Below are 15,137 nucleotides of genomic sequence, written 5' to 3' on the forward strand. Positions count from 1 at the left end.
GTTGAGGACGTGTTGAGGCCGTGTTGATCGGTGAGGTGGCGCGACGGTCCGGAGTCAGCGCCCGCATGCTCCGGCATTACGAGTCGCTGGGCCTGGTGCGGCCTTCGGGTCGTACGGGCTCCGGCTATCGGGAGTACTCCGGCGACGACATCCGGCGGATCTTCCATATCGAGAGCCTGCGGTCGCTGGGGCTGTCGCTGCGTGAGATCGGGCGCGCGCTCGACGATCCCGGCTTCACGCCTCCGGCGCTCGTCGGCGACCTCATCCGTCAGACACGCGAACGCATCGCGGCCGAGACCGAGTTGCTCACGCGGCTCCGCCGGATCGATGCCGCGGAACCCGCCGGCTGGGAGGACGTCCTCCAGGTCGTCGCACTCCTCCAGGCACTGGGGTCGAAGAGCGCCGACGCGCGCCAGCGTGCGGCGCTCTCCTCGGTCGGTGAGGTTCCGGTGCCGGTGGAGGCCCTGGTCGAGGCGGCACTGAGCGAGACGGAGCCGAACGTCGCCGGAGCCCTTCGCTGGGCGCTGGCGCGATCGGGCGACGGCGGCGGCCCGGCCCTGCTGGCGCGGGGCCTCGGCTCACCGGTGGCCGCGGTGCGCAAGCGTGCTGTTCAGTCCCTCGCCGAGCTGCCCGGTGACGAGGCTGTCGCGCAGCTGCGGAACGCTCTCGCGAACTCCGATGCCGTGGTGCGCGGATACGCGGCTCTGGCGCTCGGGACACTCGGAGTGGTCGAAGCGATCCCGACGCTCGTCGACATGATCGTGGAGGGCAGGAACGACACCGATGCGGCCGACGCGCTGAGCGTGCTGGCGAGCGACACGGCGACGGCGGATCAGATCGCGGCCGGGCTCGTCGACCGCCTTGCCCACGACACCACTGAGGCGCCGGCACGCGGACGGCTGACCCAGGCTCTGGCGGCCGTCCCGGGGACGACGGCGTCCCGCGCCCTCGTGGAACTGTCGCGGGACGAGGACCGTGCCGTCGCGCTGACCGCGGCGTACCTTCTTCAGCTGCGCGCCGCACGGTGACATCGACGAGAAGGGCGCCGACCGGACACTCGCCGGGCCTGTACGGTTCGCCACGCTGCCGCCCTGGTAGTCCGTCATACGTGTACGAACCCGAGAAGGGGCCGGGGTCGCGGCCGCTATATTCTTCGTCCTCAGGGCGGAGCTAGGGAACGGTGGCACCGGAACCGACATCCCGCCGCAGAGAGTCTTGGACACCAGCCCCGTCACTACGGATGCCTGTTGTCTCGACTGCCTGAAGGGCGTGCTAGGTGTACCCGCTGCAGAGTTCCGACCCGACGAACATGGGTCGCTACCGTTTACTCGGCCGGCTCGGTTCCGGAGGTATGGGAAGCGTCTACCTCGGCCGGACGCCCGGAGGGCGGCCCGCCGCGATCAAGGTCATCAACGCCCATCTCCAGTACGACCCGGCGGCGTTGCAGCGCTTCCGGCGCGAAGTGGAGACACTGGGGACCATCCGCAACGCGTTCACGGCGGCGCTCATCGACGCAGAGGTGGACGCCCCGCCGTTCTGGATGGCGACCGAGTACGTGCCCGGCCCGACGCTGGCCGACGCGGTCGCGACAGCGGGGCCCTTCCCGGCCGACCTCGGTCGCGCCGTGCTGGCCGCTCTGGCCGAGGGGCTCGCCGACGTCCACGTACACGGTGTGCTGCATCGCGACCTCAAGCCGCAGAACGTCATTCTCTCGGCCACCGGACCCCAGCTCATCGACTTCGGGATAGCCCGTAGCGACGAGATGTCGAACATCACGCAGGTCGGCACCGCCATCGGCACACCCGGATTCATAGCCCCGGAGAGCCTGACCCGGGGCGAGACCGGGCCTCCGTCCGACGTGTTCGCACTCGCCGTCACCCTGGCCTACTGCCTCACCGGCCGTGCGCCGTACGGTCAGGGCTCGCTGGCCACCGTCTCCTACCGCACCGTCCACGAAGAGATGGACCTCGCCGGAGTCCCCGCCGAGATGGCCGAGCTGATCGCTCTCTGCGCGCACAAGGACCCGGCGCAGCGCCCCGAGCCGCAGCGCATCGTGGAGCTCTGCGCCAGTGAAACCGATATCGTGCGGCATCCCGCCTACCAGCGGATCATCGCCATGGCGCCCGCCTCGGACACGGCGGCGGCCACTGCTCCTCCCGTGCCACTCGCGCCCTGGGGGCCGGCGGCCCCCACGGAGATCAACGCCACCGTGTCTGCCGCCCCCGCCGCCCCGCCAGGTGCTCCGGCTCCGGCTCCGGCGACTGTCGGCCAGACACGGGTTCTGCCTCCCCCGACGCAGGCCGAGCCGGCCGTCACTTCCGCGGGCGGCACAGGATCAGCCCGGCTCCGCCGCAAACCGCTCATCGCCGTCGGCGCCGTGGTCGCCGTCGCTGTCGTGGCCGCCGTCGTGATCGCCCTGCAGAGCTCCGGCTCGACCGCCGGTGACAAGGGCCCGAAGGCGTCCACGAGCCGCGGCAGCTCCCACCAGAGCACGGCCGGCGCCGACGATTCGGAAGCGAGCAAGAAGCCGGCGGCCGCCGACCCCCTGCCGGAGACGTTGACGGTCGCGGCCCGGCGGACCCTGCAGACCGGTGAGTTCCTGCAGACCGCACACATGAAGCTGATCATGCAGACGGACGGCAACCTTGTCTCCTACGACGAGAACGACAAACCCCTCTGGGAATCCGTCACCTCCGGCGAGAACTACAAAGCCGTGTTCCAGGAGGACGGCAACCTGGTCGTCTACACCGCCGACGACAAGCCGGTGTGGGCCACCAACACGGGGTACCCCGACGGAGGAGCCGTCCTCGAACTCCGCGCCGACGGAAACTTCGCCATCACGAAGGACGGCCAGGACCTCTTCCTGAGCAGCAACAACGCCAACTGACCGGGACCCGTCTTCTCGGCGCTTCTCGGCGGGGCGGCCCGGGCCCGTCACCGAGCGCGGGCCGCCCGCCCGCTCATCCCTTCTTGATGCTCTTGACGCGCAGGAACGTCACCGAGTTCGCCGGGAAGGTGTACGTGAACTTCTTCGCGGCTCCCGAGAACGTGGACGTGACCGGCGCGACGGCCGTGTCCGTCTCCGTGTTCACGGCGTCGGGTGCCGCGGTGAGGGTGGTCACCGCGGCCTTCGGGCGGACCTTCGCGCCACCGAGGTCGATCACCGTACGGGCGTCCGCCGCCTGGGCGTTGACCACCTTGACGATCAGGTCGCCGGTCTTCTTGTCCGATGTGACGACCTGCCGGAACGGCTCGGCCGGCTTGTCGTCGGTGAAGCTGCCCCACTCCTGGCCGTCGAGGTAGAGGGTCACCTGCCGGCCGCGCACCTTGATGTCGATGTCGTAGGCACGGCCCGTCTCGATCGACCCGGCCTTGGACATCAGCGTCGACTTGCCGCCGTCCACGGCCTGTTCGACGGCGGACTGGGTGTTGTTCCAGCCGCCCAGGTTCCACCAGTAGTAGTTGCCGGTGTCCTTGACGCCGAAGGCGACGAGGAAGCCCTCCTTGCCGGCCTTCTTGGTGGCCTTCACGTGTACGTCGTAGTCGTGCCAGGCCGGGTCGCCCGCGGAGACCATGGTGTTCTCGGCGGCCTCGTCGCTCTGGACGTACTGCCCGTCCTGGACGCTCCAGGTGCCGCCGCCCGTGTGGGTCCACTTCGAGGCGTCACCGGAGAAGTCGTCGGTGAGCAGCTCCGTGCCGTCCGCGCCGGTCACCTTCACGTCGTCGTAGGCAGCGCTCGTCGCCCAGGTCGACAGGCCGACCGCGCCCGTGACGGGAGCGCTCAGTGAGGGGGTGGCGGTCGCGCCGGACGGCACGACCCGGTCGCCGGCGTTGCGCATGAAGAGCTTCTGCACCTCGTAGTTGGCGGAGTTCCAGGAGGCGTGGTTGTTGAACCAGATCAGGTCCGGGCGCCACTGCACGTAGTCCTCGTTGGCGAGCAGCGGGGCGTACGAGGCAAGTTTCACGACGTCCGCGTTGCGCTCCAGGCCGGTCATGAACGCGGCTTCGGAGAGGGCGTTCTTGAAGGTGTTGCCCTGGGAGGCGTACTCGCCGAGGAAGACCTTGGGGCCGTTCCTGTCGTACGAGTCGTAGCGGTCGTTGTTCTGCAGGAACCACTGCGGGCTGTTGTAGTAGTGCTCGTCGACCATGCCGACGTTCGCTTCCCGGTTGAGCTTCCAGGCCGTGTCGAACGTCGAACCGCTGTCGTCGGGCCCGGAGTTGGAGATGACGGTGACGTCCGGGTACTTCGCCTCGACGGCCGTGCGGAACTGCTTGAAGCGCTCGAAGAACTCGTTCGGCAGGTTCTCCTCGTTGCCGACCTCCAGGTGGGTGAGGTGGAAGGGCTTCGGGTGGCCCATCCTGGCCCGTTTCCCGCCCCACTCGCTGGTCACCGGGCCGTTGGCGAACTCGATGAGGTCCAGGGTGTCCTGGATGTGGCGCTTCAGCAGCGCGTCGTCGTCGACTGCCTGGTTCTGGCCGCAGCCGGTGACGAGGGCGGGCACCACGGGCAGCGGCATGGCACCCATGTCCTCGGAGAACTGGAAGTACTCGTAGTAGCCGAGCCCGTAACTCTGGTTGTAGCCCCAGACGTTGGCGTTCGTCGCGCGCTGCTCGACCGGGCCGACGGTGTCCTTCCACTGGTACGAGCGCTTGCGCTCCCAGCCGGACGTCTCGTCGTAGCCCTTCATGCTGCCGGTGTTGACGAGGCAGCCGCCCGGGAAGCGGACGAAACCGGGGTCGAGGGCGGCGATCTTCTGCGCGAGGTCCTTGCGCAGGCCGTGCCCCTTGTACGTGTCACGCGGGATGAGCGAGATCATGTCGAGCGCGGCCGGGCTGCCCGCGGCCACCGTGAGCCGGCCGTCGGCGCTGGTGCGGGTCGCGGTGAAGCGTGCCGTGTACTTGGCCCAGCCGCCGCGGGCGGTGACGCGACGGGCCCCGGCCAGTTCGCCGTCGGCGTCCCGCAGGGTCACCGTGAGGGCGGACGCCCCCTCGGCGCGGGCCCACACCGAGAAGTCGTAGGCCTTGCCCTTCTCCACCGAGACGCCGGTGTTGTAGCCGGAGTTGGTGACGGACGAGCCGCCGTCCAGGGCGAGGTAGGTGCGGTTGCGGGCGTTGAGCCGGCCGCCGTCGTCCGCGGTCCGCGCGGTACCGGTGGTGGCCCAGGAGGTGAGGGGCGCGTACGAGGCGTTGTCGGCCTTCGTGTACTCGAAGGACCGGTTCTGGACCAGCTCCGCGTACAGACCGCCGTCCGCGGCCCGGTTGATGTCCTCGAAGAAGACGCCGTACATCGTGTCGTCGATCTTCGCACCCGAGGCCTTCGGGTCGACGGTGATCGCGTAGTCGGTGGCGTCCTCGGCGGCGGCGTTCACCGGAGTCGCGTTCACGGCAGTCGCGTTCGCGGGGGTGGCGTTCACCGGGGCCGGAACGAGGAAGGAGGCGGCCAGCAGCGTGGTGACCGTGAGGGACAGTCTCCATCGAGTGCGGGTGCGGGCAGGTGACATGGATCCTCCGCGGCTCTGAGAGGCGTGCAGCATGATCGACTCGACTGTTCGAAATATCGTACAGTGATCAATACTTCGAACGGCAAGATAGGTAGGAGGCGGGAGCACGTCAATGGGTTGGACAGGAGAGGCCTCGGTGACGGAGGGGATGTCCGGATTCCGGCCGGTGAGCGATGTGTTGGCGTACCTGGCCGGGAGCTGGCGCGTGGAGCGCTCGGTGCGGGATCTCGCGAGCGGGGCGAGCGGCAGTTTCACCGGGACGACGGTGTTCGAGCGGCTGGACGGCGACGGCCGCGACGACCCCTCGGAGGGGCTGCTCCACCACGAGTCAGGCACCTTCGAGTGGCAGGGCGTGGCCCGGCCCGCCGAGCGCACCCTGCGGTTCCTGCCGGGCGAGGGGGCGGGCCGCGCCGACGTACGGTTCGCCGACGGCCGCCCCTTCCACGACCTGGACCTGACCTCGGGGCGGTACGTCGCCGACCATCCGTGCTCGGCGGACCTCTACCGGGGCGAGTTCACCGTGTACGACGCGGACCGCTGGCGGACGGTGTGGCGGGTGGGCGGCCCCGCCAAGGACCTGGTCCTCACGACGGACTACACGCGCACCTGACCGCGGTGCTCTACACGCGTTCGTGCTGAGGGTCGAACCGAAGGTTCCAGCGGCCGGCCCGGCCGGTGAGCGTGGCCGTCGACAGCGGGCGGACGTCGAGGTTCCAGTACGTCGACGGGTGGGCCCTCAGCGCGTGGACGAGCACGGCGCGTACGACCGCGGGCTCCGCCACGGCGACGATCCGGCCGCCGTCGTCGGCGGGGCGGGTGTCGAGCCAGTCGCCCACCCGCCGGATGAACTCCGCCAGGGGTTCACCGCCGTGGGCCGCGGAGTACGGGTCGGCGAGCCAGGCGTCCACGGCCTCGGGTTCACGGGCCATCGCCTCACCGAGGGTCAGACCGCGCCAGCGGCCCATGTCGCAGTCCCGCAGAGCCGGCTGGGCCAGCGGCGCGAGCCCCAGCGCGTCACCGGTGGCGCGGCTGCGCGGTGTCGGCGAGCAGTACCGCAGCTCGGCCGCCGCCAACGGCACCAGAGCGTGCGCGACGCGCTGCACCTCGCCCCAGCCCGCCTGGTCCAGGGGCCGGTCGTCGTCGAAGCGCTCGGCGAGCAGCGAGGAACCGCGGGCGGCGACGATCAGCGTGACCCGTACATGCATGCGGCGATGGTGGGTGCCGGAACTGGGCAGGTCAAGACCTGTGGCTCACGTGGTCGGCCGAGCACCCGGGACACACTCAAGCCCCCGCTGCCGTACCGGTTTCGGCGCAGGCCGTACGCAGCCTCCGGATGCCCTCGGTGATGTCCGCGGCGCCCGCGACCGCGGCGAAGCTGAGCCGCAGGTGGGCCGCCGGGGGCTCGGCGCTGAAGTAGGGACGGCCCGGGGTGACGGCCACGCCCGCGCGCAGGGCGGCGGCGTGGAGGGCCGTCTCGTCCGTGCCGTCGGGCAGGCGCACCCACAGCTGGTAGCCGCCGGACGGGACGTGGGGCAGGGAGAGTTCGGGCAGCCGCAGGCGGAGCGCGGCGGCCATCGCGTCACGCCGGCCCCGCAGTTCGACCGACACGGCGCGCAGATGGCGGGGCCAGGCGGGCGAGCCGACGAGTTCCAGGGCCGCCTCCTGGAGCGGACGCGGCACGAAGAAGGTGTCGACGACCTGGATCGCCCGCAACCGTTCCAGGACGGGCCCGCGGGCGGCCAGCGCGCTCACCCGGAAACTCGGCGAGGTCGCCTTGGTCAGCGAGCAGACGTGCACGACGACTCCGTCGGGATCGTCCGAGGCCAGTGGCCGCGGCAGCGGCCCCGCGTCCTGGTGCGCGAGCCGGCGCACGAAGTCGTCCTCGACGACGAACGCGCTCGCCTCACGCGCGATCCGCAGCACCTCGCCCCGCCGCTCCGGGGCGAGCACCGCGCCGGTCGGGTTCTGGAACAGCGGCTGGCAGACGAAGACACGGGCGCCGGTGGCCCTGAAGGCGTCGGCGAGCAGCGCGGGCTTCACACCGTCCCGGTCCACCGGCACGGGCACGGGCCTGAGGCCGGCCGCGCGGGCGATCGCCAGCATGCCGGGATACGTGGGCGACTCGACGAGCACCGGGGCGCCGGGCGGGGCGAGTGCGCGCAGCGCGGTGGTCAGCGCGGACTGGCCGCCGGCCGTGATGAGCACCTCGGCGGCGGTGATGGCGCCGCCGATGCCCCGCGCGAACCACTCGCGCAGCTCCGGGACCCCGTCCACCGGAGGGCGCGCCCAGGCTCCGGGGCGCCGGCCCGCCCGCGACAGCGCCGCGGCCATCGCCCGTTCCGGCTGGAGCGAGGAATGCAGATAGCCGCCGTTGAACTCGATGACTCCCGGCGGCGGGGTGGCCAGCGATACGAGCACCCCCGAGGCATCCACCGTGCGGGGTACGAGTTCGGACGCGGCGTCCGCGCTGAGCGCGACCTCCTGCCAGGAGGTGTCCCCGACGGCGGGCCCGGCGTCGCGCGCCTCGGCCCGGAACGCCCCCGCCCCCGGCCGGGTGACCACCAGACCTTCGGCGGAGAGCTGGGCCAGCGCCCGGGACACGGTCACGGGGCTCACCCGGAACCGCTCGACGAGCGCCCGGCTGGACGGCAGCTTTCCACCTGTAGAGTAGCGGTCCAGCTCGCTTCTCAGCCGACCTGCCAGATCACCGACACTGCTACGCTCATGCATGAGAGCAGAGAATAGCGCTACCGCACGGACCTCGATAGCGGTTCCCACTGGGACGAGCGCCTCGCGGACGGACGGGCCCGTTCACCCGGCCGCCACCGACGGCCGGGACCCCGCAACCGCCGCCGCCGGCCGGGATTCCTCCCAGCCCGGCCCCCGGCCCGGGACCCTCCTCGCCGCGCTCGGCGTCATCGCCTTCTCCCTCACCTTCCCCGCCACCGCGTGGGGCCTGGAGGGCTTCGGCCCCTGGTCGCTCGTGGCGGTTCGGAGCGTCCTGGCCGCGGTCATCGCGGGCGCCTGTCTGCTGACCCTGCGTGTCCCGCTCCCCGGCCGCCGCCACTGGGGAGGTCTGGCCGTCGTCGCGGCCGGAGTCGTCCTCGGCTTTCCTCTGCTCACCACCCTCGCCCTGGAGACCTCGACCACCGCGCACGCAGCGGTCGTCGTCGGCCTGCTGCCCCTGACGACCGCCCTGTTCTCGGCCCTGCGCATCGGCACCCGCCCCTCCCGCACCTTCTGGGCCGCCGCGTCGGCGGGCGCCGCCGTGGTGATCGCGTTCACCGTGCAGCAGAGCGGCGGCGCCCTGAGCAGCGCGGACGCCTACCTGTTCGGAGCACTCCTGATCTGCGCGGCGGGCTACACGGAGGGCGGCCGGCTGGCCCGTGTGATGCCGGGCTGGCAGGTCATCGGCTGGGCGCTCGTCCTGTGCCTGCCCCTCACGGCACCCATGGCCGCGATCGCGCTGTCGTACGAGCCGGTGGAACTGACCGCGCACAGTGTGACCGGACTGCTGTGGGTCGCCGCCGGGTCGCAGTTCCTCGGCCTGGTCGTCTGGTACCGCGGCATGGCCGCCATCGGCATCCCGAAGGCCAGCCAGTTGCAGCTGGCGCAACCGCTGCTCACCCTGGTGTGGTCGGTGCTGCTGCTGGGCGAGCGGCTGACCCCGGCCGCCCCGCTGACCGCCGCCGCCGTACTCGTCTGCATCGCCGTCACCCAACGGGCCCGGAGCTGACCGGTATGTACGGGACGGCCCCAACTCGCGCCACCCGCCGTAGACTTGCGGTCACGAATCGCCACTCCCGTGCCGAACGAGGAGGCCCTACAGATGCAGGCAACCGTAGGCGACCAGCTGCTGGTGCACGGCAGGATCGTCGGACAGCACGACCGGGTCGCGGAAGTCATCGAGGTACTCGGACAGCGGGGAAGCCCCCCTTACCGGGTCCGCTTCGAGGACGGTCACGAAACCCTGATGTCGCCCGGACCCGACTGCGTGGTCCAGCACCGCGAGGACGGCCCCCGATAAGTCAGCGAGGTCAGCGAGTGAGCTTCGCCGGCTGCCGGTAGTGGTCGGCGACCACCCTGGCCATGGCCTCGATACGGTCGGCGGCGCCAACCCCTCGCTCACCATCGGCGCGCTCGCCGAACACGCGCTGGCCGGCATTGTCACAGCCGGCGGCTGAACCCGTGCACCGGAAGCGGGAGGCTTCACGGCCCGGACGGCGTTGTCATCCGGTCCGCAAGCGGCTCGAACGCTGCCGGCGGTGACGTCAGGGGTCCGCCCGCACTTCCGGATTCGAGACACCAAAACGGTCGTGCACATCCCGCAGAGGGCGCGGACACCACCAGTTCAGCGTCTCTAATCAGCTAAGCGATCCCATGTCAGACGTAGTGTCTGGCAGGGGAGTTTCCCATCGTGGAGGGGTAGCGTGAGCGTGCAGGTGGAAGCCCGCGCCCAGTGCTGCTCCTCGTGGCCTGTGGCCGGTGGTGGGTGTGCTGATCGTCGTCACGTCCTGGTGCCGGTGGGCTGCGCGGGGCAGCCGGGTCCGGTCCGTTGGTGCGTGTCCCTCCGGACGCTTGCCCGCCGGACCCGAGGGTGCGGTGGGGGAGGGTGCCCTGCGTCGCCTGGGCGCGGGGCGTGTTGGCTTGTGCCGGGTGGGTCCGGTCTTCGACCGGTCCCGGCTGGTCTTCGGTGCGGGCGTGATGACCGCTCGGGCTTCAAGCTTTTCCACCACCGAGCGGATTGCCAGGACACCGGTGGAGCGGTCAGTGACGGTCTTGGTCTGGTGGGTCAGGCCGCGTGCGGCGATACGCCGCCATGCCCCGTGGTCGCGGTCGCCCTGCCAGCCGCAGGACTGGTTGGGGCAGATGGCCCACTTCCAGCCCGCGACAGTGGGGCGGTCCGGGGCTTTGCGATGCCGCAGCGAGGTGAGGCACTGCGGGCATTGCTTGGAAGTGTTGCCGGCTGGGACGGTGACGACGGCGATGCCGGTCTCGGCGGCGAGGTGCCGCATACGGTCGGCGATCTGCCCGCGTACGGTCTGGGACATGCGGGTGTTGTGCGTGCGGCCCATGCCCTTGGCTTCCATCGACCGCAGGTCTTCCAGGTAGATGACGCTTGCCCCGGCGGCAATCGCCTGGTCGACGGCCCACCGGGCAGCAGCCCATGCCAACGTGTCGTTGAGGTTCGAGCGCCGGGAGGACACGCGGCGGATCTCTTCCACCAGGACCGCGTGCTTGCCGGTCAGGGCCGGATCGGGAGCTTGGCCGTCGATGAGCCGCTGATACTGGTCGGCTTTGGCGTGGAGGTGTTCGCTGTGTCGGCGGAGCCGGTGCTGTTTGGCCAGGACTCCGGAGGCCCGGAACTGGGCCCCGGCCCCCAGGGAGGTGATCCGGCCGTTGTCGTGGAGCCGGGCCGCGCCCGCGCTGAGGAGGGTGTTCAGGCCCCAGTCCACGCCGAGAGCGACCGTGTGTCCGACTCGGGCGGCCTTGGGAACAGCGTGGGTATAGGCGAGGTCGGCGCGCACCTTGTCGCCCTGGGGGCGGAGAGTGGGCAGGTGCAGCACCGCACCCGGCGGGACGGTCGGCGGTAGCGAGATCGGGCAGGCCACCCACGTCCAGTCCGCGTATGTGCGCGGGTCGGGCCGGGTGGGCAGTTGCAGTCGCAGCAGTGCCCGGCCCGGCTGCCCGGCGCGTTCGATGGTGGCCTGCTGCCCGTCGCACGCGGACAGCAGCAGCATCCGCGCCACGCGGGGCTCGGGCTCCAGCTCGAACACATCGGCTGGAAGCCGCCCGTGCTTCCGCTCGAACGCAGCCGCTTGCCGGGTACGGGACTTGATCACACTGGACGGCAGGAACCGGCCCCCGGGCGTGGCCTCGCGGACCTGGTCCCACTCGGCGGACGTGCGCCTGGCGGGATCTGCGGGCCATACGAGCAGTACCCCGGCGGTCAGATCGGCGCGCCACTTCGCCGACCGCAGAGCGCGTCCGGCCTGCTCCTGAGCCATACGCACGATCCGGTCGTTGACCTTGACGCCCTCGGGGGCTGTCACGATCCAGCCCAGACGCCGCATGGCCATCCACGCATTCGACGGCAGCTTTTGGCCCCCGGCATCCTCCCCGGAGGCAAGCGTGTCCACGTCTGCCGTGTTCCAGTGCTCACCGGTCAGTGCGGTGACCATGCCCGACACCAGATCAGCGGCCCACCCGCTGCGCTCCGCCAGCACTGCTCCGGTCAGGAGTTCGCCGGTCTTTTCATCCACACCGGTACGCAGGAGGCCGCGAGCGCACGCGGTGCGGGAGGTCTCGCCCCCGGCGAGCGGCAGCTTCCGGCTCACCGGTCACCACCCGGGCACTGGCCGGTCTCAGTGAGCAGCCGCTTACGGGCCTCCGCCGACCGCATCCCGTACAGACGACCGGCGAACGTGGTCACCAGGGAAACGAAGTCCTCCAGCAACTCGTCCCGGCCACCGGACTTCTTCGGGTGCAGGACTTCCAGAGTGACGCCGTACACGGCGAACAAGCGCTTGAGCCAACCGACACCGAACCGCGCCAGCCGGTCCTCATGCGTGACTCTCACCACGCTCACGCTGCCATCGGAGACCATCGCCAACACCCGGTTGATACCGGGCCGGTTCTCCCGCAGGCCAGAGCCACGGTCCTTGACGACCTTCACGACCTCGCCCGAGGCGGTGGCCCGCAACTCCTCTTCCTGCGCCGCCAGCGAAGACTCCTGCCCGGACGAACCGGAAACGCGCACATACAGAACCTCTCGCCTTGGACGGGAGGTTGCAGAGCCGCTGCCGCGCTTCATGTTCTCCACATCCACTGAGGAGAACCGGCGCTCACGGCCGACCCAGGAGAACGGGATCTTGCCGTCGATAGCCCACTGACGAAGCGTCATCGGGTGAATACCCAGACGCTTCGCGGCCTTCGACATGCGCAGCAACTCCATGACTGTAACCATACATGCACAACACTAGGGATAACTAATGAAGTTGGTTAGCCTGCCGGCCATCTTCATGATGGCGGGAACCAGGAGCATCCTCACCAGGGTGGCGTCGAGAATGACTGCGAGGGTGAGCCCGACGCCCAGCAGTTTCAACGGGGTGAGAGGAGACGTAGTCATCGCTGCCATCGCGATGGCGAGCACGAACGCGGCGGCGGTGAACAGCCGGCCGGTCTGCTCTAGCCCGAAGGCCACGGCAGAGGGGGTATGCCCCGTACGGCGGTGCTCCTCCATGATCCGGGACAGCAGGAACATCTCGTAGTCCATCGAGACGCCGAAGGCGACGCAGAACATCAGCACGGGCAGCAGTGTGTCCGTGGTGCCTGTGACCAGGAAGTCGCCGACCAGCCACCGCAGATGCCCGTCCTGGAACACGTGGACGATCGCCCCGAACGTGGCGGTGAGGCTGAGCAGGTTGAGCAGCACGGCCTTGACCGGGACGAGGACACTGCCGGTGAACAGGAACAGCAGCGTGAAGATGACGAGCACGATGATCGCAGCGGCCGGTCCGAGCCGGTCACCCACCACGGCCTGGTGTCGGCCAGAGCCGCGGCGTCACCGCCCACCAGCGGGAACAGGTGCCCGCACCGCCCGGAGGGCGTGGACCAGTTCGCCGCCCTCGACGGAGAAGGGTTCTGCGTCGGTGACGACCGAGAGCCATTGCCCATGCGCACCGGAGAAGCGGGCGGACGAAGGGACGGGCGGGGCGAACCGACGGCCTCCCGCGTACGAACCCGTCGCGGTGTCCACCCTGCGCACATGGGAGGTCAGCGAGACCTGGCGGGCGTAGTCGGCCAGACTCTCCGATCGCGTGCCCGTGAGGCCGGGCAGCACGATGCTCACCATGGCGGTCGCCCGGGTCCGGCGAAGGCACCCGAGATCGTCGTCCAGATTGATGTTCCCCGCACAGTGCCAGATCACGTCCAGCTCGTCCGCGAGCCGCCGGAACGCGCCACCGGACAGCCCCAGCTCCGGTTGGCACAGGTCGATCTCCACGACGCGAAGCCGGCGGGGGAGGTCCGCGATCAGCGAGGCGGGCGTTCCGCTCAGCTTCATGAAACGCGCGATCCGCCGCAGCCCGCAGCCGGATCCGGCGCGCACCAGGACTGTCAGCGAGTCGTGCTGTCGCAGCAACTGGCGGACGAGGCGCAGTCCCAGGAACCCGGTGGCCCCGGTTAGAGCGACTCGCACTTTTCAGTAACTCCAGAGTTGAGAGGGCGGAGACCGGTCGCCCTTCCGGGAGACCGCAGGGCGTGTGGAGGCGCCCGGATGATCCCGGCTGGTCTTCCGGCATGGACAACCATGCGGACCTGAGCCGGGCCACGAAAACCATCCACGCGTTGGCCCAACTTCACTCGATCGGCCCTGCACGCAGGCTTCATCCCGCCGAAGTTCGCCTGCGCCGCCCACAGCAGCCGCCTCATCGCCCGAGCGGAACAGGCCGCTCGAACCGGCGTCCGGCACTGACGGTTCCAGGCAGGTGAGCCGAGCGTTTTCAGCACGCTGATGGCGAGGTTGCGGAGGGTCGCCATGGCTCGTGGTGCGGTCCCGGCGTGGACGGTGGAGGCGTCCTCGGCGAAGGTCACATCCCTGATGTGGTGCGAGGAGTTCGCCACTCCCCTTTTGACCGAGCGGGGCTCGCGGCGTCCGGGTCCGGCCTGGGAGGCGGTGTGGTTCAGCGAGGGGAAGCTGGCGGCGGCGCGGTCTGCGTCCGGAGCGGTCCGGTGCGCGACTCGTCCCGCTCCCCCTCGGTTTGGTACTTTTCACTGGACACGAAAATCGATCGGATGTTCGTTTACTGGGATCTCCGAGACGTCCGTTGTCGGCAGTAGACGCTCACGTTCTCCGACGTGCGGCGCGCCACACAATCGGACCGGGTGAAAGCTCATGGCAGAAACCGACCACGAAAAGGCGCTGGACACCGCGCTCACCCAGATCGAGCGGAAATTTGGCAAGGGTGCGGTCATGCGCCTCGGCGAGCGGCCGAACGAGCCCATCGAGGTGATCCCTACCGGATCGACCGCGCTGGACGTCGCCCTCGGTGTGGGCGGCCTGCCCCGCGGCCGTGTGGTGGAGGTGTACGGGCCGGAGTCCTCCGGCAAGACGACGCTGACGTTGCACGCGGTGGCGAACGCGCAGAAGGCCGGCGGCCAGGTGGCCTTCATCGACGCCGAGCACGCTCTGGACCCGGAGTACGCCAAGAAACTCGGCGTCGACACCGACAATCTCATCCTGTCCCAGCCGGACAACGGTGAACAGGCTCTGGAGATCGTCGACATCCTGATCCGCTCCGGCGCGATCGACCTGATCGTGATCGACTCCGTCGCGGCCCTGGTGCCGCGCGCGGAGATCGAGGGCGAGATGGGCGACTCCCACATGGGTCTGCAGGCCCGTCTGATGAGCCAGGCCCTCCGCAAGATCGCCGGCACGCTCAGCCAGACGAGGACGACGGCGATCTTCATCAACCAGCTCCGCGACAAGATCGGCGTGATGTTCGGCTCCCCGGAGACCACGACCGGCGGCCGGGCGCTCAAGTTCTACGCCTCGGTGCGGCTCGACATCCGCCGGATCGAGACCCTGAAGGACGGCACCGACGCGGTCGGCAACCGTACCCGCGTCAAGGTCGT

General features: G+C 70.2%; 13 protein-coding genes and 1 pseudogene. 6 read left to right on the forward strand and 8 right to left on the reverse strand.

Features of this window, described 5'->3' with window-relative positions; genetic code table 11:
* Nucleotides 1-20 precede the first annotated feature (20 nt).
* Complete coding sequence (locus tag AB0D14_RS28440) at nt 21-1,028, forward strand: MerR family transcriptional regulator (protein WP_362784462.1); 1,008 nt, start codon at nt 21-23, stop codon at nt 1,026-1,028.
* Between the two features lie 281 nt (nt 1,029-1,309).
* Nucleotides 1,310-2,887, forward strand: a complete 1,578-nt coding sequence (locus tag AB0D14_RS28445; protein ID WP_362784526.1) for a protein kinase — start codon at nt 1,310-1,312, stop codon at nt 2,885-2,887.
* 73 nt (nt 2,888-2,960) lie between these two features.
* Here the strand turns inward: AB0D14_RS28445 and AB0D14_RS28450 are convergent, their stop codons facing one another.
* A complete protein-coding gene (locus AB0D14_RS28450) occupies nt 2,961-5,501 on the reverse strand; it encodes an alpha-L-arabinofuranosidase C-terminal domain-containing protein (protein ID WP_362784465.1) in 2,541 nt (846 codons plus the stop codon).
* A 148-nt stretch (nt 5,502-5,649) separates the two neighbouring features.
* Here AB0D14_RS28450 and AB0D14_RS28455 point away from each other — a divergent pair, with 148 nt between their 5' ends.
* Nucleotides 5,650-6,111: a DUF6314 family protein gene (locus AB0D14_RS28455; protein WP_362784528.1), complete on the forward strand. Its 462-nt coding sequence runs from the start codon at nt 5,650-5,652 to the stop codon at nt 6,109-6,111.
* Nucleotides 6,112-6,121: 10 nt separating this feature from the next.
* On the opposite strand, the gene AB0D14_RS28460 is transcribed toward AB0D14_RS28455, so the two are convergent.
* Nucleotides 6,122-6,706, reverse strand: coding sequence for a histidine phosphatase family protein (locus AB0D14_RS28460; protein WP_362784468.1), 585 nt, complete (start codon nt 6,704-6,706; stop codon nt 6,122-6,124).
* Between the two features lie 76 nt (nt 6,707-6,782).
* On the reverse strand, nt 6,783-8,231 hold the full coding sequence (locus AB0D14_RS28465; RefSeq protein WP_362784470.1) for a PLP-dependent aminotransferase family protein: 1,449 nt from the start codon (nt 8,229-8,231) through the stop codon (nt 6,783-6,785).
* Between AB0D14_RS28465 and AB0D14_RS28470 the strand changes: the two genes are divergently transcribed.
* The gene (locus tag AB0D14_RS28470; protein WP_362784472.1) at nt 8,230-9,237 is read left to right on the forward strand and encodes a DMT family transporter; all 1,008 of its coding nucleotides are present in this window, start codon (nt 8,230-8,232) and stop codon (nt 9,235-9,237) included. The two genes, AB0D14_RS28465 and AB0D14_RS28470, sit on opposite strands and share 2 nt — an antisense overlap.
* 93 nt (nt 9,238-9,330) lie before the next feature.
* Nucleotides 9,331-9,528, forward strand: coding sequence for a DUF1918 domain-containing protein (locus tag AB0D14_RS28475; protein WP_362784475.1), 198 nt, complete (start codon nt 9,331-9,333; stop codon nt 9,526-9,528).
* 337 nt (nt 9,529-9,865) lie between these two features.
* Here AB0D14_RS28475 and AB0D14_RS28480 read toward each other — a convergent pair whose 3' ends face one another.
* From AB0D14_RS28480 to AB0D14_RS28500, 5 genes and pseudogenes are all read right to left on the reverse strand, one after another.
* A complete protein-coding gene (locus AB0D14_RS28480) occupies nt 9,866-11,839 on the reverse strand; it encodes a zinc ribbon domain-containing protein (RefSeq protein ID WP_362784478.1) in 1,974 nt (657 codons plus the stop codon).
* Nucleotides 11,836-12,456, reverse strand: coding sequence for an IS607 family transposase (locus AB0D14_RS28485; protein WP_362784481.1), 621 nt, complete (start codon nt 12,454-12,456; stop codon nt 11,836-11,838). Before AB0D14_RS28485 ends, AB0D14_RS28480 begins: the two co-directional genes overlap by 4 nt.
* Before the next feature lie 24 nt (nt 12,457-12,480).
* Nucleotides 12,481-13,035 carry an MMPL family transporter gene (locus tag AB0D14_RS28490; RefSeq protein ID WP_362784484.1) on the reverse strand — a complete coding sequence of 185 codons (555 nt, stop codon included), beginning with the start codon at nt 13,033-13,035 and terminating at the stop codon, nt 12,481-12,483.
* Between the two features lie 30 nt (nt 13,036-13,065).
* Nucleotides 13,066-13,701: an SDR family oxidoreductase gene (locus AB0D14_RS28495; protein ID WP_362784487.1), complete on the reverse strand. Its 636-nt coding sequence runs from the start codon at nt 13,699-13,701 to the stop codon at nt 13,066-13,068.
* A gap of 290 nt (nt 13,702-13,991) precedes the next feature.
* Nucleotides 13,992-14,117 (reverse strand): annotated as a pseudogene (locus tag AB0D14_RS28500) (ISAs1 family transposase); the annotation flags it as partial.
* A gap of 280 nt (nt 14,118-14,397) precedes the next feature.
* On the opposite strand from AB0D14_RS28500, the gene recA reads away from it, so the two are divergent.
* On the forward strand, nt 14,398-15,137 hold a 740-nt coding region (gene recA / locus AB0D14_RS28505; protein ID WP_362784490.1), incomplete at its 3' end, for a recombinase RecA.

This window comes from Streptomyces sp. NPDC048484, from assembly GCF_040651415.1.
Taxonomy (GTDB): domain Bacteria; phylum Actinomycetota; class Actinomycetes; order Streptomycetales; family Streptomycetaceae; genus Streptomyces.

What these genes read in the sequence shown, in the direction of transcription:
- AB0D14_RS28445 (WP_362784526.1), top strand. Translation starts at nt 1,310, where the DNA reads ATGGGTCGCTACCGTTTACTCGGCCGGCTCGGTTCCGGAGGTATGGGA.
- AB0D14_RS28450 (WP_362784465.1), bottom strand. Translation starts at nt 5,501, where the DNA reads ATGTCACCTGCCCGCACCCGCACTCGATGGAGACTGTCCCTCACGGTC.
- AB0D14_RS28455 (WP_362784528.1), top strand. Translation starts at nt 5,650, where the DNA reads ATGTCCGGATTCCGGCCGGTGAGCGATGTGTTGGCGTACCTGGCCGGG.
- AB0D14_RS28460 (WP_362784468.1), bottom strand. Translation starts at nt 6,706, where the DNA reads ATGCATGTACGGGTCACGCTGATCGTCGCCGCCCGCGGTTCCTCGCTG.
- AB0D14_RS28470 (WP_362784472.1), top strand. Translation starts at nt 8,230, where the DNA reads ATGAGAGCAGAGAATAGCGCTACCGCACGGACCTCGATAGCGGTTCCC.
- AB0D14_RS28465 (WP_362784470.1), bottom strand. Translation starts at nt 8,231, where the DNA reads ATGCATGAGCGTAGCAGTGTCGGTGATCTGGCAGGTCGGCTGAGAAGC.
- AB0D14_RS28475 (WP_362784475.1), top strand. Translation starts at nt 9,331, where the DNA reads ATGCAGGCAACCGTAGGCGACCAGCTGCTGGTGCACGGCAGGATCGTC.
- AB0D14_RS28485 (WP_362784481.1), bottom strand. Translation starts at nt 12,456, where the DNA reads ATGGAGTTGCTGCGCATGTCGAAGGCCGCGAAGCGTCTGGGTATTCAC.